13 protein-coding genes and 1 pseudogene are annotated in these 15,404 nt (G+C 58.3%); 6 read left to right on the plus strand and 8 right to left on the minus strand.

Annotated elements, in window-relative coordinates; all coding sequences use genetic code 11:
* Window positions 1-58: 58 nt before the first annotated feature.
* From ABVN19_RS09745 to ABVN19_RS09755, 3 genes are read right to left on the minus strand one after another with little or no spacing between them, the layout of a single operon-like run.
* The gene (locus tag ABVN19_RS09745) at window positions 59-1,378 is read right to left on the minus strand and encodes an aminotransferase class III-fold pyridoxal phosphate-dependent enzyme (RefSeq protein ID WP_105642572.1); all 1,320 of its coding nucleotides are present in this window, start codon (window positions 1,376-1,378) and stop codon (window positions 59-61) included.
* A complete protein-coding gene (locus ABVN19_RS09750) occupies window positions 1,375-2,442 on the minus strand; it encodes a phosphotransferase (protein WP_028946205.1) in 1,068 nt (355 codons plus the stop codon). The genes ABVN19_RS09745 and ABVN19_RS09750 overlap by 4 nt, the downstream gene beginning before the upstream one ends.
* Window positions 2,443-2,499: 57 nt before the next feature.
* Complete coding sequence (locus tag ABVN19_RS09755) at window positions 2,500-3,531, minus strand: ABC transporter substrate-binding protein (RefSeq protein WP_028946206.1); 1,032 nt, start codon at window positions 3,529-3,531, stop codon at window positions 2,500-2,502.
* A 185-nt stretch (window positions 3,532-3,716) separates the two neighbouring features.
* Between ABVN19_RS09755 and ABVN19_RS09760 the strand changes: the two genes are divergently transcribed.
* Together ABVN19_RS09760 and ABVN19_RS09765 are read left to right on the plus strand one after the other, a co-directional pair.
* Complete coding sequence (locus ABVN19_RS09760) at window positions 3,717-4,451, plus strand: SDR family oxidoreductase (RefSeq protein WP_105642586.1); 735 nt, start codon at window positions 3,717-3,719, stop codon at window positions 4,449-4,451.
* Between the two features lie 67 nt (window positions 4,452-4,518).
* On the plus strand, window positions 4,519-5,193 hold the full coding sequence (locus tag ABVN19_RS09765) for a GntR family transcriptional regulator (RefSeq protein WP_028946208.1): 675 nt from the start codon (window positions 4,519-4,521) through the stop codon (window positions 5,191-5,193).
* A gap of 39 nt (window positions 5,194-5,232) precedes the next feature.
* Here the strand turns inward: ABVN19_RS09765 and ABVN19_RS09770 are convergent, their stop codons facing one another.
* The 4 genes from ABVN19_RS09770 to ABVN19_RS09785 form a co-directional block, all read right to left on the minus strand.
* Entirely contained in the window at window positions 5,233-5,427 is a 195-nt protein-coding gene (locus tag ABVN19_RS09770) for a heavy-metal-associated domain-containing protein (protein ID WP_028946209.1), read from the minus strand.
* 84 nt (window positions 5,428-5,511) lie between these two features.
* Complete coding sequence (locus ABVN19_RS09775) at window positions 5,512-5,760, minus strand: hypothetical protein (RefSeq protein WP_146117347.1); 249 nt, start codon at window positions 5,758-5,760, stop codon at window positions 5,512-5,514.
* A 24-nt stretch (window positions 5,761-5,784) separates the two neighbouring features.
* Entirely contained in the window at window positions 5,785-6,810 is a 1,026-nt protein-coding gene (locus tag ABVN19_RS09780; RefSeq protein ID WP_105642574.1) for a 2Fe-2S iron-sulfur cluster-binding protein, read from the minus strand.
* Window positions 6,811-6,822: 12 nt separating this feature from the next.
* The gene (locus tag ABVN19_RS09785) at window positions 6,823-9,396 is read right to left on the minus strand and encodes a heavy metal translocating P-type ATPase (protein WP_028946212.1); all 2,574 of its coding nucleotides are present in this window, start codon (window positions 9,394-9,396) and stop codon (window positions 6,823-6,825) included.
* A gap of 290 nt (window positions 9,397-9,686) precedes the next feature.
* Between ABVN19_RS09785 and ABVN19_RS09790 the strand changes: the two genes are divergently transcribed.
* A complete protein-coding gene (locus ABVN19_RS09790; protein WP_028946213.1) occupies window positions 9,687-10,259 on the plus strand; it encodes a GNAT family N-acetyltransferase in 573 nt (190 codons plus the stop codon).
* A 70-nt stretch (window positions 10,260-10,329) separates the two neighbouring features.
* Here ABVN19_RS09790 and ABVN19_RS09795 read toward each other — a convergent pair.
* Window positions 10,330-10,800 (minus strand): annotated as a pseudogene (locus ABVN19_RS09795) (GNAT family N-acetyltransferase); the annotation flags it as partial.
* 256 nt (window positions 10,801-11,056) lie between these two features.
* Between ABVN19_RS09795 and ABVN19_RS09800 the strand changes: the two are divergent.
* The 3 genes from ABVN19_RS09800 to ABVN19_RS09810 all read left to right on the plus strand — a co-directional run bounded on the left by ABVN19_RS09800 (window position 11,057) and on the right by ABVN19_RS09810 (window position 15,166).
* A complete protein-coding gene (locus tag ABVN19_RS09800; protein ID WP_028946214.1) occupies window positions 11,057-13,009 on the plus strand; it encodes an alkyl sulfatase dimerization domain-containing protein in 1,953 nt (650 codons plus the stop codon).
* Window positions 13,010-13,121: 112 nt separating this feature from the next.
* The gene (locus tag ABVN19_RS09805; protein WP_028946215.1) at window positions 13,122-13,796 is read left to right on the plus strand and encodes a DUF3313 domain-containing protein; all 675 of its coding nucleotides are present in this window, start codon (window positions 13,122-13,124) and stop codon (window positions 13,794-13,796) included.
* A 68-nt stretch (window positions 13,797-13,864) separates the two neighbouring features.
* Window positions 13,865-15,166 carry an outer membrane protein transport protein gene (locus ABVN19_RS09810; protein ID WP_105642575.1) on the plus strand — a complete coding sequence of 434 codons (1,302 nt, stop codon included), beginning with the start codon at window positions 13,865-13,867 and terminating at the stop codon, window positions 15,164-15,166.
* The last annotated feature ends 238 nt before the right edge of the window (window positions 15,167-15,404 follow it).

Here is a 15,404-nt window from a genome sequence, read left to right on the forward strand (position 1 = left end):
GCTTGGCTGTCGGAAACCGCAGGGATCAGTCACGGTTGTGTGGGCATGATTCGTTGAGCTATCTCAGGGATGTAATTGCGACATCGACCGCTTCGACAAGAATGTCCGCATGCTCTTTCGTAAACGCCAATAGCGGTCGTATCTTGAGCACGTTTTCGAGCGGGCCTGCGGCACTGATCAGCACACCCTGTTCACGCATCGAGTTGACGACCTTGCGAGCCTGCTCGGCTGCTGGTCTCTTGGTCGCGCGGTCGGTGACGAGCTCGACACCGAGGAACATGCCTGCCCCCCTGACGTCACCGATCATGTCATGGCGCTGCGCAAGCGTTGTCAGGCCCCCCAGCAGATATCCGCCAATGTCATAGGATCTCTGCTGCAGATGTTCTTCCTGGATCACGTCCAGAACAGCCTGGCCTGCTGCACACGAGACCGGGTTGCCTCCAAATGTGTTGAAGTAGCGCATGTTCTTTCCGAAGTCATCGACGACTTCAGGGCGTCCAACGATACCGGCAATGGGCTGACCATTACCCATCGGCTTGCCGAGCGTGACAATATCGGGACGCACGCCATGCCTCGAGAAACCCCACATGTTCAGGCCGGTACGAGCAAAACCTGACTGCACCTCGTCCGCGATGTACAGCATTCCTTCTGCCTGAGCCAACGCAACACCTTCAGCGAGGAAGCCCGCCGGCCCGGGCAGGACGCCGTCGCTGGAGAAGATGCCATCGAGCAAAATAGCCGCGGGGCGAATACCGTGCGCCTTGAGGTCATCGATCGCGGCACGTACGTCTGCGGCGAACGTCGCCCCCACGTTTGCAGCCCCCAGACGGTAAGCATCGGGGGCGCGGACGGTACGGACATGCGCCGGGAGCACCATGCCGCGACCGAGCGACGGCGAAAGCTCGGCGATGTCTCCAGTCACACCGTGGTAGGCGAATTGGGTGATGATGACGCCGGTACCGCCTGTGTACTGCTTGGCGATCCGCAGCGCGAGGTCATTCGCTTCACTTCCGGTACAGGTGAACATCACCCGCTCCAGGTCACCAGGGAATGTGCCCAACAACTGCTCGGCATAGTCGAGCACTCCCTCTTGCAGGTAGCGGGTGTGCGTGTTGAGCTGAAGTGACTGCCGGTACATTGCCTCAACCACTCGAGGATGGCAGTGACCGATGGAGGCGACGTTGTTGTAGGCATCCAGATAACGACGGCCCTGCTCATCGAAGAGCCAAACGCCCTCCCCTCGAACGGTATGAAGCGGTCGCTCGTAGAAAAGACGATACGCCGGGCCCAACAGACGCTCGCGGCGTTCAATCAGGCATCGTTCGGTTTCCGAAAGCCGAGTTGCGTCCTCTGGGGTGAAGCCGTTGATCATGCTCATGCTTTGGCCTCTCGCAGGCATGCGGAAGAAATTCGATCTTCAATTTCAGATCGAGACAAAGACGACACTGCATTCAAATTTGCCCATGCGCGCTGGGTGTTTCGAAGGATGTACTCACGATTCTCGGGATGGAGTTCGGCGCGCCACGAGTTGATGCAAAGGGCTAATGCCAACCGTGTGGCCAGCAGCTCCGGCAGCAGCGCCAGCTCTTCATGTGTAAGCGGATTGTGTTGATGGTAAGCGCCAATGACATCCAATGCCGGCGCCAGGACGTCGCCGGCCTGCCCAAGGTGGTAGGAAGCGGCCACCGCTACCTCGTTGACCAAAGGTGCGTACACCATGTCCCCGAAATCAAGAATGCTGCGCAGAACATCAGGATGCTTGGCATCCACGATAATGTTGTGCGGGTTCGTGTCATTGTGAATCACTTGTTTTCGCAGCCGAGGGACCCGGGGCAAGACAACGGACTCGTACAGATCAAGACGTTGCTCGACCAATTTACGCCCCTGACCGGGTTCGATGTGAATCAGAAGCGGTCGAAGGTGCGCGGCATGCTGCATGTCCCAGAGCAGCGCATGCCCGGCGGCAGGATGAGTGAAGCCTTCCAGCGCTACGTCAAGCCGGGCAATGGACTGCCCGATCACTCGGCGAAACGCCGTTGTAGTGCTACTCACGCAGTGAAGGGGCATTCCGTCTTCAAAAGACAGGAGCCGGACCAGCATGTGCTGCCCATCAATCTCGACAAAGGTGGCGTACTCGCCTGCAAGCGACGGATGCACGCGTTGAACCGGAAGACCGGGATCTTGACGCTCGATTCTGCGCATCGCCTGGTTGTGAAAGTCGACCACATCCGGATTCTCGAGCGGATGGGAGAGCTTGAGCAAGCGCGATGACCCGTCATCAAGCATCACGCGGAAATTGAGGTCTCGTTCGCCGCCCAACTTGTGAAGCGTGCCGCTCAATCCAAACTGCTGCTGGAGCACAGCGCACGCTTGCGCATCAGTGACCAGCGCTGGAGCGGCTTCCAGTAAGCTGTCATCAACAGCTAAATTTTCAAGGGGCATGAATCCCGTCCTCATCCGGCTTTCGAATGGCGCCCCTGTTTCCAAGGGCGCCATGCATCACTTATTGGCCCAAGCGTTGAAGCGCTCCTCCAGATCCTCACCGTGATCGATCCAGAACTCGGCGTCGGTAGCCCGGGCGTTTTTCAGATTTTCAGGTGCCGTCGGGAGTTTTTCGCCAACACGCTTATCTACCAGGCTCATCGCGTTGGTGTTGCTGGGCCCATAAGGGATGGCTTCGACGTAGTTCTTCTGTTGAACAGGCTCGCTGGCGAAAGCGATGAAATTCTCTGCCAATTCCTTTTTCGCAGACCCTTTCACGATTGCCCAGTGGTCAAGGTCGTAAAGGCTCCCATTCCATTGCATTGCAAATGACTGGCCCTCCTCCTGGGCAGAGGTGACGCGACCGTTGTAGGCGGAGGTCATGACCACGTCACCGGCTACCAGCCACTGCAGCGGCTGCGCCCCGGAATCCCACCATTGGATGTTGGGTTTGATTTCGTCGAGCTTTTTGAATGCGCGTTGAATACCCGCTTCAGTGCCGAGAACCTTGTAGAGGTCCTGGTTGCTGACACCGTCCGCAAGCAGCGCGAACTCCAGCGTGAATTTCGCTCCACGGCGAAGGCCGCGCTTACCGGGATACTTCTTCATGTCCCAGAAATCGGCCCAACCTTGCGGGCTTGCGGCGAGCTTATTGGGATCGTAGGTCAGCACAGTCGACCAGATGAAAATGCCGACACCACAATCGCTGACGGCGGCAGGAATGAAATCCTCCTTCTTCCCTATCCGGCTCCAGTCCAAGGGCTCGAACAACCCCTCGCTGCAACCACGGATGAGCTCGGGAGATTCGACCTCCACCACATCCCAACTGGTTTTACCGGTGTCGGCCATCACCTTGATCTTGGCCATTTCACCGTTGTAGTCGTCCGCCGTGATGGTCGTGGCACTCTTGGCCGTGAAGGGTTTGTAGAACGCCTTTTCTTGAGCCTGGCGATTGTTCCCGCCAAAGGAAACCACGGTTAGCGTTTCAGCGGCATTCAACGGGCCTGCAATCGTTCCAAGCAAAAGTACCGCTGCGATTTTCTTATTCATGCGTCTCTCCAGGTCAGCTACGGGTCGTGGGCAGCTTTAAAGGGATGGCAGTTTTCTTGTAGTGGCAGCATCGATCGAATGTGGTGCTTGCCCCTGATGGGGACAACATCCATTAAAACACATAATAAATATGATGCATCATGTTTTTAACTACACTCTTCCTCACCAATGACAGGGATCCCGCCATGACCGAACAACGTACTTTGCTTCTCACCGGTGCGAGCCGGGGCATCGGCCACGCAACCGTGAAACACTTCAGTGCTGCGGGTTGGCGAGTCTTTACCGCTTCGAGGCAGGATCTGGGCGAAGGCTGCCCGTGGGCCGAAGGGCTGGCCAACCACATTCACCTCGACCTCGGGAACGTGGAGGATGTGCAGAACAGCCTTACAGAAATCCGGGAGAAACTCGGTGGCCGACTGGATGCTCTAGTCAACAACGCCGGCATGTCGCCCAAAGGCTCAGATGGGGAGCGGCTAGGCGTATTGGAATCCGACTATTCGACCTGGCTGAAGGTTTTCAATGTGAATATCTTCTCGACAGCACTACTGGCTCGGGGGCTTTTCGAGGAGCTCAAGACGGCGAGAGGCTCCGTTATCAACGTCACTTCCATTGCGGGTTCGCGCGTCCACCCATTCGCAGGTGTCGCTTACGCCTGCTCAAAAGCGGCGCTATCGGCCCTGACCCGCGAAATGGCACATGACTTCGGGCCTCATGGTGTTCGCGTAAATGCAATCGCTCCCGGGGAAATCGATACCGCCATTCTATCCGCCGGTACCGAGCTGATCGTTGAGCGGTCGATTCCAATGAAACGCATGGGTAAGCCCGAGGAAGTCGCCGCACTCGTGCATTTTCTCTGCACGCACGGCGCTTCGTATATCAATGGCGCAGAAATTCACGTTAACGGTGGGCAACATGTTTGAGTTACTCGATAATCGCTGCCGGTAGCCTCCCCTATTCAGCCGGGCATGTGCCGCACACGAGTACGCGATGAATTACCCTATTGAGAACCTGAAACACTCCTACCTTGGCAGCGGTATTTATGGCTTGCTCCGGGAAGCGTTGATCACTGGCCGCTTCCAGCCTAACGACCGGCTGCGCATACGTGACCTCGCAGAACAATTGGGTACGAGTGTCACGCCTGTACGGGACGCCATTCTTCAATTGGCGAAGGAGCAGGCTCTGGTTCTCAAGACACCACGGGACATTCGCGTCCCTGTACTGACCTCCAAGCAGTACCTGGAGATCAGAAGCATTCGGCTCTCGCTCGAAGGATTGGCAGCCGAGACCGCCGCGTCGTTAGCGACCCCGCAGCAATTGATGCGGCTGGAAACCTGCATTCAGAACAACCTCGCAGCGATCAAAGACAATGACTTGACGTCAGCATTGACCTTCAATCACGAGTTTCACTTCCGGTTGACGGAAATCGCTGACATGCCGGTACTGACCAGCCTGCTGGACGGCTTGTGGATGCGTACCGGGCCGCTCATTGCACGTGCCTATGGAAGCTTCAACGAACGCATGGCCATTGACCATCACTGGGATGTACTTGACGCGCTCAAAAAGTGCGATGGCGCGGGAGCTCGCGCGGCAATCTGCAACGACATACTTGATGGAAGTCAGAAGATGCTGGAGTACGTTCAACTTGAGCATGATGAACAGTGATGGCAGCAGTTCTTGGCAGACCGCCGCCATCGTTTGCGATTACTGCTTATCGGGATAGCCGGCCTCGATCAGCACTGCAAGAAAAGCGTCCTCGTCCAGCGCACTCTGGACTCTGACTTCCCGTGCTGGCGGATCGGTTTCAATGAGTGCGTGCGGATCGACACTCAGCAGCGCCTGGGTGACCGTCCTGGCACAGCCGCCGCAGGTCATGTTAGGTATATGGAAACGAAGCATATTGATCTCCTGATTGCTGACTACATTAAAGAAAGTAAAACGTGACCTTAACGACATCACGCCAAGTGTGAACACTGGCAACCTTCACTCGTACAGCGTTGACTCATCGTTGGCACGGGGTACTTGCGAGGTACGTTCCTGTGCTCGGCGGCGTTCTTCGGCGTATTTCGGGTTGCTCACCAATCTGCCGTCGTCCCACACATAGCGCGGTGTAAGCGCCTCATTATCCATATCGTAATTGCCATTGTTCTTCGGGTTCCCCCCTGTGGCCTGTACGGCACCAGACGCCAGTGCAACCCCTACGAAAAACACCCTGGACATCATTCTTTTCACAACCGACTCCTGTGTAGATTGAACTTATGTCTTCCCTAATGGTGATACCGGCGTAAAGAACACGTCGGCATGCACGTCCTCGGCCCTCCCCGCCTGTAACAGGGTTAATTGCATGGCCGCGTCTACCATCGCTGGGGGGCCGGCGACGTACACTTTCCAGCCGTCGAAATCCTTCAGGTCTGCAGCGATGGCATCTGTGACGAGGCCGGTACGCCAACCTGTTGCCGCAGTGGCATCCGATAGAACGGGCATGAACACCAGGTTGGAGTAACGTTGCGCCAATCGCTCGAAGTGTTCGACCAGGTAGAGATCGCGCTCACTGCGTGTGCCGAAATAGCAATGGATCGGTTGCTTCATTCCGTACGCAAGGGCTGTCTCGATAATTGACTTGATCGGTGCAAGGCCCGAGCCACCGGCAATGCATAGCATCGGTCCACTGTGTTGTTCACGAAGGTAGGAAGCGCCGAATGGCCCTTCCACCACAACCGGATCCCCAACCTTCAACAGCGTGTGGATACGTTCGCTCGCCGCACCGCCTGGCACGCGGCGAATATGGAACTCCAGTGCTCGCTCGCCAGGCCTGCTCGCCATCGAATAGTCGCGTGTGGCTGCACCCGGGAACGTGAGACGAGCGTATTGGCCTGCACTAAAGGCCATCGGATCAGCGCCATCGGCGACAACAAGGCGGACCTGCATGATGTCGTGGGTCACATGCTCGACGGTTTCCACCCGGCAGCTCAGCTGGCGATGGGGGTGCGCTGGAACCCATTCGTCACCACCAAGCCAGGCGATAACTGCATCCGTTCTTGGGATGGCACGGCAAGCGAGGATCAGGCCCTGGGCCTTCTCCTCGTCAGAGAGCGCAAAGCGACTGTGATCCAGCAGGTCTACCTCACCGCTGATCAGGCGTGACTTGCACGATCCACAGCGGCCGGAGCGGCAGCCATGCGGAAAGAAAATCTCGTCAGCGAGTGCCGCTTCCAGCACGGTCATGCCCGCCGACACCGTGAGCGTGCGACCGGCTTGGCGTATTTCGATACGTTTGCTCATGGTGCGCACCTCTCAACGCTCATTCATCAGCCCTGACACGGACGGCGGCGCCGCATTCGGCATTGCCTCGACCTGCGGCTCAACCGCCATCGGGACCTGCAAACGCTTGAGCCGAAGCGCGTTACCGAGCACGAAGACACTCGAAAGCGCCATCGCGGCGGCGGCGAAGATCGGCGAAAGCAAGGTGCCGTCAAGGGGATACAGCAGCCCCGCCGCAACCGGAATCAGCACCGCGTTATAGGCGAAGGCCCAGAACAGGTTCTGCTTGATGTTGCGAATTGTCGCCTGACTGAGGGCAATGGCATTCGGCACGCCACGCAGGTCGCCCGACATCAGCACCACGTCGGCCGCTTCAATGGCCACATCGGTACCCGTGCCAATGGCAAGCCCGACGTCCGCTTCAGCGAGCGCGGGTGCGTCGTTGATACCGTCACCCACAAAGGCCACCCGTGCACCGTCGCTGCGAAACTTCTTCAGGGCCGCAACCTTGCCGTCAGGCAGGACCTCGGCCGCCACTTCATCGATACCCAACTGTTTGGCGATTGCCGCGGCCGTGGCGGCGTTGTCTCCGGTAATCATCGCAACCTTGAGCCCGAGCGCGTGAAGCGCCTTGATTGCATCGGGGGTTGTCTCCTTGATCGGGTCGGCAACTGCGATGACCGCCGCCAGGCGACCATCAATCGCGGCATACAGCGGGCTCTTGCCTTGCTCGCCAAGACGGCGTGCGGTCGGCAGAAGGCTCGTCACATCCAGGCCGAGATGGGTCATGAACCGATCCGCGCCGACAGCGACGGTATGGCCTGTGACGTTGGCCGACACACCATAGCCCGGGGTGGCCTCGAAACCCTCGGCGGCGGCCACCGTAAGGTCACGCTGCTGCGCAGCGACGACGATCGCTTCAGCGATGGGGTGCTCGGAGCGGGCCTCGACGGCCGCAACCAGCGCCAGCACTTCGTCATAGGCAAATCCGTCAGCGGTAATGAGGTCGGTCAGCTCGGGCCGGCCTTTGGTCAGCGTGCCGGTCTTGTCGAGTGCGATGACACTCACATCACGCAGCGCCTGCAAGGCTTCGCCCTTGCGAAAGAGCACGCCAAGCTCAGCCGCCCTGCCCGTACCGACCATGATCGAGGTCGGTGTGGCCAGCCCCATGGCGCATGGGCAGGCGATAATGAGCACTGCTACTGCGTTGACCAGCGCAAACGTGAGCGCCGGGGCCGGACCGAAGAACAGCCAGACAAGGAATGTAAGCGTGGCAGCAGCCATGACCGCTGGGACAAACCACATGGTCACCTTGTCGACCAGCGCCTGGATTGGCAGTTTGGACCCCTGCGCTTGCTCGACCAGGCGAATGATCTGCGCCAGCACGGTATTGGCACCGACATTGGTCACGCGAAAACTGAAAGCGCCGGTCTTGTTGATCGTACCGCCAACGACCTCGGCGCCGACACCTTTTGCCACCGGCACGGGCTCACCGCTGATCATGCTCTCGTCAACATAGGAGGCGCCCTCGACAACCTCACCGTCGAGCGGAATTTTTTCGCCCGGACGCACGAACACGATGTCATTCGCGGCGACCTGATCGAGCGCGACCTCAATGGTTTTGCCGTCGCGCTCCACACGTGCAGTCTTGGCCTGCAGCCCGACCAGCCGCTTGATTGCTTGCGAGGTTTTACCTTTGGCACGCGCCTCCAGCGTGCGTCCAAGCAGGATCAGCGTCACGATCACCGCCGCCGCTTCGAAATAGACGTTGGCGGTGCCCTGTGGCAGCACCTCGGGGGCAAACGTTGCGACCAGCGAGTAACCATAGGCCGCTGCGGTGCCGACCGACACCAGCGAGTTCATGTCCGGCGCACCGCGTAACAAGGCGGGTATGCCTTTTTGGAAGAACCGCAGCCCCGGCCCGAACAGCACCAGCGTGGCGAGCACGAACTGCACATGCCAGTTCATCTGCTGACCGAGCACCCCCATCACCCAGTGATGCATGGCCGGAATCAGGTGCGAGCCCATTTCGAGAATGAACACTGGCAAGGTGAGCACGGCCGCAATCAGCAACGAGCGACGCAGGGATCGGGCTTCGTTTTCTCGTCGCTCGCTGTCCTGATCGCCGGCATCCGCCGTGTCCGAAGACAAGGGACGAGAGGTATAACCCGCCTGTTTGACCGCTGCCTGAAGGTCGGTCGCCGCAAGGGCACCGGCAAGGTAACGCACCTGCGCGCGCTCCGTGGCCAGGTTGACAGTGGCCTCGAGCACACCGGGAACGTGTTTCAGCGCCTTTTCTACCCGCCCGACGCACGAGGCGCAGGTCATGCCCTCGATTGACAGTTCAAGGCGCTGCTCCGGGACGCTGTAGCCCGCACGCTCGATGGCACGCACCGCCGCCTGCGGATCGGCCACGCCGGTAAAGGTCAAGTCGGCACGTTCGGTGGCGAGGTTGACCGTGGCCGAATGCACACCCGGGACTGCTGCGAGGGCACGTTCGACCCGGCCAACGCAGGAGGCGCAGGTCATGCCTTCGACCGGCAGGCTCAAGCGACGATTTGCGGACTTGGATGAACTGGAATCTGGTTGCACGGCAACGGAAGTCATTGAACTGCCCCTTGAGTGGTACTGTTGGCGCCAAGCCTGAAACCTCCCAAGAGGGAAAGGTCAAGGCCCCAGGGTGATTTATTTTGCATTTGCCATTCAGGCGAGGCTGACGGCCCTCGCGCTGCGCCCGCGTGCAAAGCTTCCAGCCACCGCCCAGCGTCCAGTGCCGGAACGCAGGACCTCCCCAGCCCCTCGATGCTTTGGGATTGACCTGCATCAAACAGGCGGGACAGGACAGGTGTAGATAAGTAAGGGGTTATATGAACCTCTTTTCCTTCGGAGTAACTCCCATGGCAACCGTTCACTCCACCGCACACACCCCGTCCACCCCCGCCTTTGCGGCTGAAGCAGGCGAACACTGGATCGAGCCGCTGAAGGATGGCGGGCACGTTCTGATCAGGCCATTGCGGGCTGACGACCGTGAGCGCGAGAAAGCCTTCATCATGCGTCTTTCACCCGAGTCGCGACACTTTCGCTTCCTGTGTCAGATCGCGGAACCTGGAGAAGCCCTGCTTGATCAATTGATGACCATCGACCACCGCCAGCATATGGCGTACGTCGCATTGGCTCATGTCGATGGCGAACTGCAAGAGGTGGGGATCAGCCGCTATGCCGCGTGCCCCGACGCTGGCGAATGTGAGTGCGCAGTAACCGTCGATGATCAATGGCAACATCGCGGCCTGGGGTCGCTGCTGCTCGGCCACCTGATCGACAAAGCGCGAGCCAATGGTTACACCGCGTTGTATTCAATTGACTCTGCCGCCAACACGGCGATGTACGAACTGGCGCGCGAGCTGGGTTTCACGACATCCCGAGATCCGGACGACAACTGCCAGGTCATTCATCGCCTTTCGTTGGTTTGACGAGGCTTGCGGGCTGCTTGCGACCCCTAAAGCACTCGCAAGCAGCGGGCGTCATGAACCAACCGCCAGGAGTCCAGACCATCGTCTGAAGGATGATGTGCGGGTGGCTTTCCAACGGCTCCCATTCATCCATGAAGGAAAACCCCTGTTTCAGGTAGAGGCTTGAGGCGCTTTTGTTTTCAGGGGAGACATCCAGGACGACCTGCTCGTAGCCTCTTTCCAATGCGCGAGACTTGACCGCTTCAATCAACTGCGTTGCCGCGCCGGAGCCGCGTGCAGCGGGTTCGACCCACATGCCGGTCAGGTTAAATCGATTCGTACCACTGACTGCAGCCCCAATCATCCCCACGGGTTTGTTCCCCTCGAAGGCCAGCCAGAATTCCGTTCCTCCCGGCGAAGCCCGCTCTTGCCACTGCTCGTCACTGTTGCTGGCGGCAGTTTGATAACGCACACCGAACGCTGTTGGTGCGTCCAACAGCGCGGCAAGACGAACTTGCTTCAGCAGCAACCAGTCTTTTGTTTGCGTCGATCTAATATCCATGATCATCCTGAACGTTAGAGAACGCTCAACGTCTGATAACAGGCCTTGTGCGCTAGCCTACTGTTGCGGCGCAGCGTCAAGGTCATATGACTTTTCGTACTGGCCAATAGGAAAAAAGCTACTACGTTTATCTATGCTCGCGTTTACCGGTTTGGTAGTGCGATTTCCGACTAGCAGGAGCATAGAGATGAGTTTGGAGATGACGTCTGGGCAGTTCTTCCCTCGTAATGGTTCAAAAGCACGCAAAGTGGCGGGCATGACATGCTCACTGGTCGTAGCCATCGCGCTGGCGACCCAAGCGATGGCCGCAGAGCAACCGAAACCCGCAACGGAGGCCACCAAGGCAGCCAACAATGCCTTGCTCAAGGAACTACCGTTCAATGACAAGACGTCGTTCGAGCTGGCCCATAAAGGCTTCATTGCCCCATTGCCTACCGAAGTAATCAAGGGCAAGTCAGGCAATGTGATCTGGGACCCGAGCAAATATGCCTTCATCAAGGAAGGCGAGACAGCGCCGGACACGACCAACCCCAGCCTGTGGCGTCAATCACAACTGATCAACATCTCTGGCCTGTTCGAAGTTACCGATGGCATTTACCAGGTACGTAACTACGACCTGTCGAACATGACAATCGTCGAAGGCAAGGAAGGCATCACCATCTTCGACCCGCTGATTTCCGCCGAAACCTCTAAAGCTGCGCTTGATCTGTATTTCAAGCACCGTCCGAAAAAGCCAGTGGTCGCGGTGATCTACACCCACAGTCACGTTGACCACTATGGTGGTGTGCGCGGCGTGATCAATGAAGAAGACGTCAAGGCTGGCAAAGTAAAGGTTTACGCACCTAAGGGCTTCTTGGAGCACGCAGTGGCGGAGAACGTCATGGCCGGCACCGCCATGAGCCGTCGCGCCAGCTATATGTACGGTAACCTGCTGCCGCCCGATGCCACCGGTCAGTTGGGCGCCGGCCTGGGTACTACCACCTCTGCCGGTACCGTGACCCTCATTCCGCCGACAGACATCATCGAGAAGACCGGCGAGAAGCACGTTATCGACGGTCTCACCTATGAGTTCCTCTACGCGCCGGGCAGCGAGGCGCCGGCCGAGATGCTCTATTACATCAAGGAGAAAAAGGCCCTGAACGCGGCCGAAGACTCCACCCACACCTTGCACAATACCTACTCGCTACGGGGCGCGAAGATTCGCGAGCCTCTACCGTGGTCGAAGTACCTCAATGAAGCGCTGAAGATGTGGGGCGACGACGTTCAGGTGATGTACGCCATGCACCACTGGCCGGTCTGGGGCAACAAGGAAGTGAAGGATCAGCTGTCCTCGCAACGTGACATGTACCGCTACATCAACGACGAAACCCTGCGTCTGGCCAACAAGGGGTACACCATGACCGAAATCGCCGAGCAGGTGAAACTGCCCAAATCAATTGCCAGCAAGTTCTCCAACCGCGGCTATTACGGTTCGCTGAACCACAACGTCAAGGCCACCTACGTCCTGCACTTGGGCTGGTTCATCGGCAACCCCGCGACTCTGTGGGAGCTGCCACCGGAGGAAGAGGCCAAGCGTTTCGTCGACATGATGGGTGGCGCCGATGTCGTGCTGAAAAAAGCCAAGGAGTACTACGACAAGGGTGACTTCCGCTGGGTGGCTAAGGCTGTCAACAACGTGGTCTTTGCCGACCCTAATAACCAGGCGGCGAAAAACATGCAGGCCGATGCTTTGGAGCAACTGGGCTACCAGGCTGAAAGTGGACCGTGGCGCAACTTCTACCTGACCGGTGCCCAGGAACTTCGCAATGGTGTGCAGAAGCTGCCGACACCGGACACTGCGAGTCCTGACACTGTGAAGGCGATGGACCTGGACCTGTTCTTCGACTACCTGGCCATGCGCTTGAAGGCGCCTGAGGTGGAAGGAAAGCACATCACCCTCAACCTCGACTTCACTGATCTGAAACAGAAATACACGCTGGAGATGGTCAACGGTGTACTCAATCACACCGAGGGCATGCAATCGAAAGATGCCGACGCGACAATTACTCTGACCCGAGAAACTCTGAATAATGTGATGCTGAAACAGACCACACTGAAAGATGCGAAGAGCTCGGGTGATATCAAAGTTGAGGGTAATGAAGGCAAGCTTGAGGAGTTGATGAGCTACATGGACAACTTCGATCTCTGGTTCAACATCGTGACGCCGTAACTCGTCAATTATGGGGAGATGGCGGCGGCAATTGGACTGCTGCCGCCATCATGCAAAGTCGATGACTTTCGCTGTTTCAGACTTAAGCCAGTTGGCTAAATCGGAGTTCGATATGCAGTTCAAATCACTTGCCACATCGCTGTGCGTGCTATCCCTGGCACTCTCGGGTTGCGCCAGCAAATACGTTGAACCCGATCAGTATTCCGGATTTCTCAAGGACTACAGTGCCCTGAAGGAGGAGAAATCACCTTCAGGTGCAGCCGTCATGCGCTGGATTGACCCGAAGGTGGACGCAAACACGTTCAGCAGCGTCTACGTTGAGCCAAGCCAGTTGTACCCCAAGCCACAAGCGACAGAGAAAATCCCGGATTCCACCCTGCAAGGCATCACCCGGTACTACAACCAGGCCCTGCAGACCCAGTTCTCCAAAGTATTGCCTCTGGCCCAGGGCCCGGGCCCGGGGGTATTGGTCGTGCGGCCGGCCATCACTGCGGTGAGTGCCAAAACCAAGGGCCTGCGTCCGTATGAGGTAATCCCGATCGCACTGGTCGCTGCGGGTGTGAGTGCCGCCACCGGTATCCGCGACCAGGACACCAGCCTTTCGACTGAAGCGCAGTTCCTCGATGCCAGCAACAACAAGGTGGTTGCCCAGGTGGTACGCAAGGGGGCTGGCGCCGACCTCGATAACTCCGACCAGGTGATGACGGCCAAAGATGCCCGGGCGGTGCTCGACGGCTGGGCCATTGATATTGTCAAGTCGTTCGAGCAACTCAAGACCAAGCACTAAGGAGTGGGCTTCGACCTGCCGGCATTGCCGGTGGGTCGACATCAATGGATTGATCTTGAGGAGGCTTAATGAAGTCAGCTACGCGTTATCGCAGCCATGGCCTGTGCCTGACAAGCCTGGCGTTCTGCCTGTGTGTTCTGAGCAGTAAAGCCTTGGCCGGTGGGATTTTGATATACGAGGCCGGACAAGAGAGCAATGGTCTGGCCAACGCTGGCGCGGCCGCGCTGGCCACCGACCCTAGTGTATTGATGAGTAATCCGGCGGGCATTGCCGAGTTAGCGGGCACCCAGATCAGCGCCAATGCGCAGGTGATTCTCGGTGACATGCGTTTCTCCCGCGACAATCACAACCAGTTCGACGGCAACGAAGGTGGTAATGCCCTTCAGTACCTGCCCAGCGCTAGCCTGTTCATCAGCCATCAGATCGATGAACGTTCGGCGATCGGTTTTGGCATGTATGGAAATTTCGGCCTGGCCCTGAACTACGACGATGAGTGGACGGGCCGCTACTTCAACCAGGAAGCGGCGATTATTGGCGTGTCGTTCCAGCCAACGCTGGCCCACAAGTTCACCGATGACCTGTCCATCGGCATCGGTCCCCGCATCATGGTTGGCTACTACCGTAACGAGATGGCCATCAACAACAACCTTCTCGGGCTACTGGATCGCCCCGATGGCCAGCTCGAATACAAAGACACGGACGTCGGCACCGGGGTCAACGTGGGGCTGTTGTACACGCTGAACGAGCGCACGCAAATCGGTTTGGCGTACACCAGCAAGATCGATCTGGAGTTCAAGGACAAACCGAGCGTACACAAGGTGGACAGCCTGATCCTCAATGGTGCACTTAATCGCTTGGGCGCAGACTCGCTGGAGTTGGATATGGCGGTGCCGCAGACCGCACTGATCAGTATCGCCCATCACCTCAATGAGCAGTGGAGGCTACTGGGCAGCCTGGGTTGGCAGGACTGGAGCGAGTTCGGCAACATCGGCGTCGAAGTCGATGCAGACGCCTTGGGCGTCAGTCGCACCGTCGACCGCCAGTACAAGGACACCTGGCATGCCTCTGTGGGTGCTCAGTACCAGGTCAATCCGCGCCTGCGCTGGAACATGGGGCTAGGCTACGACAGTTCTGCGGTGGACGACAAAGACCGTACGGTCGATAACCCCATGGGAGAAGCCTGGCGACTGGCCACCGGCCTCAGCTACCACGTCGACAAGGGGCTTGACCTGCATGCGGCGTACACCTTGATCTGGCTTGGCGATATGGACGTCAGCCAGACCAAGGCTCGATCGGGGGACACGCTGTCGGGCACCTACCGCAACGCAGCGCTGCATGTACTCGGTGGCGGTGCAACCTGGCGTTTCTGATTCCGTGCCCTGCTCGGCCATACGACGCTTGAAAACACCGTTCGACACCTGTGCAGTCGTTCGGCAGGCAGGCTTCCTCAGCCACTCGAAATCGAAAGACGCGAAGCCAGGCGTCGCACTATTCCAGGGGCCAACACGCTCGAGGGGGGCTGGCATAAGGTTTACCGAACACTACGAACGGCAAGAATGATCGTCATCGGTACATCGGGGCCGCCGATACGACGGGCTGGAGCGGGCC

It is taken from the genome of Pseudomonas vranovensis (genome assembly GCF_040438935.1).
GTDB lineage: Bacteria > Pseudomonadota > Gammaproteobacteria > Pseudomonadales > Pseudomonadaceae > Aquipseudomonas > Aquipseudomonas vranovensis.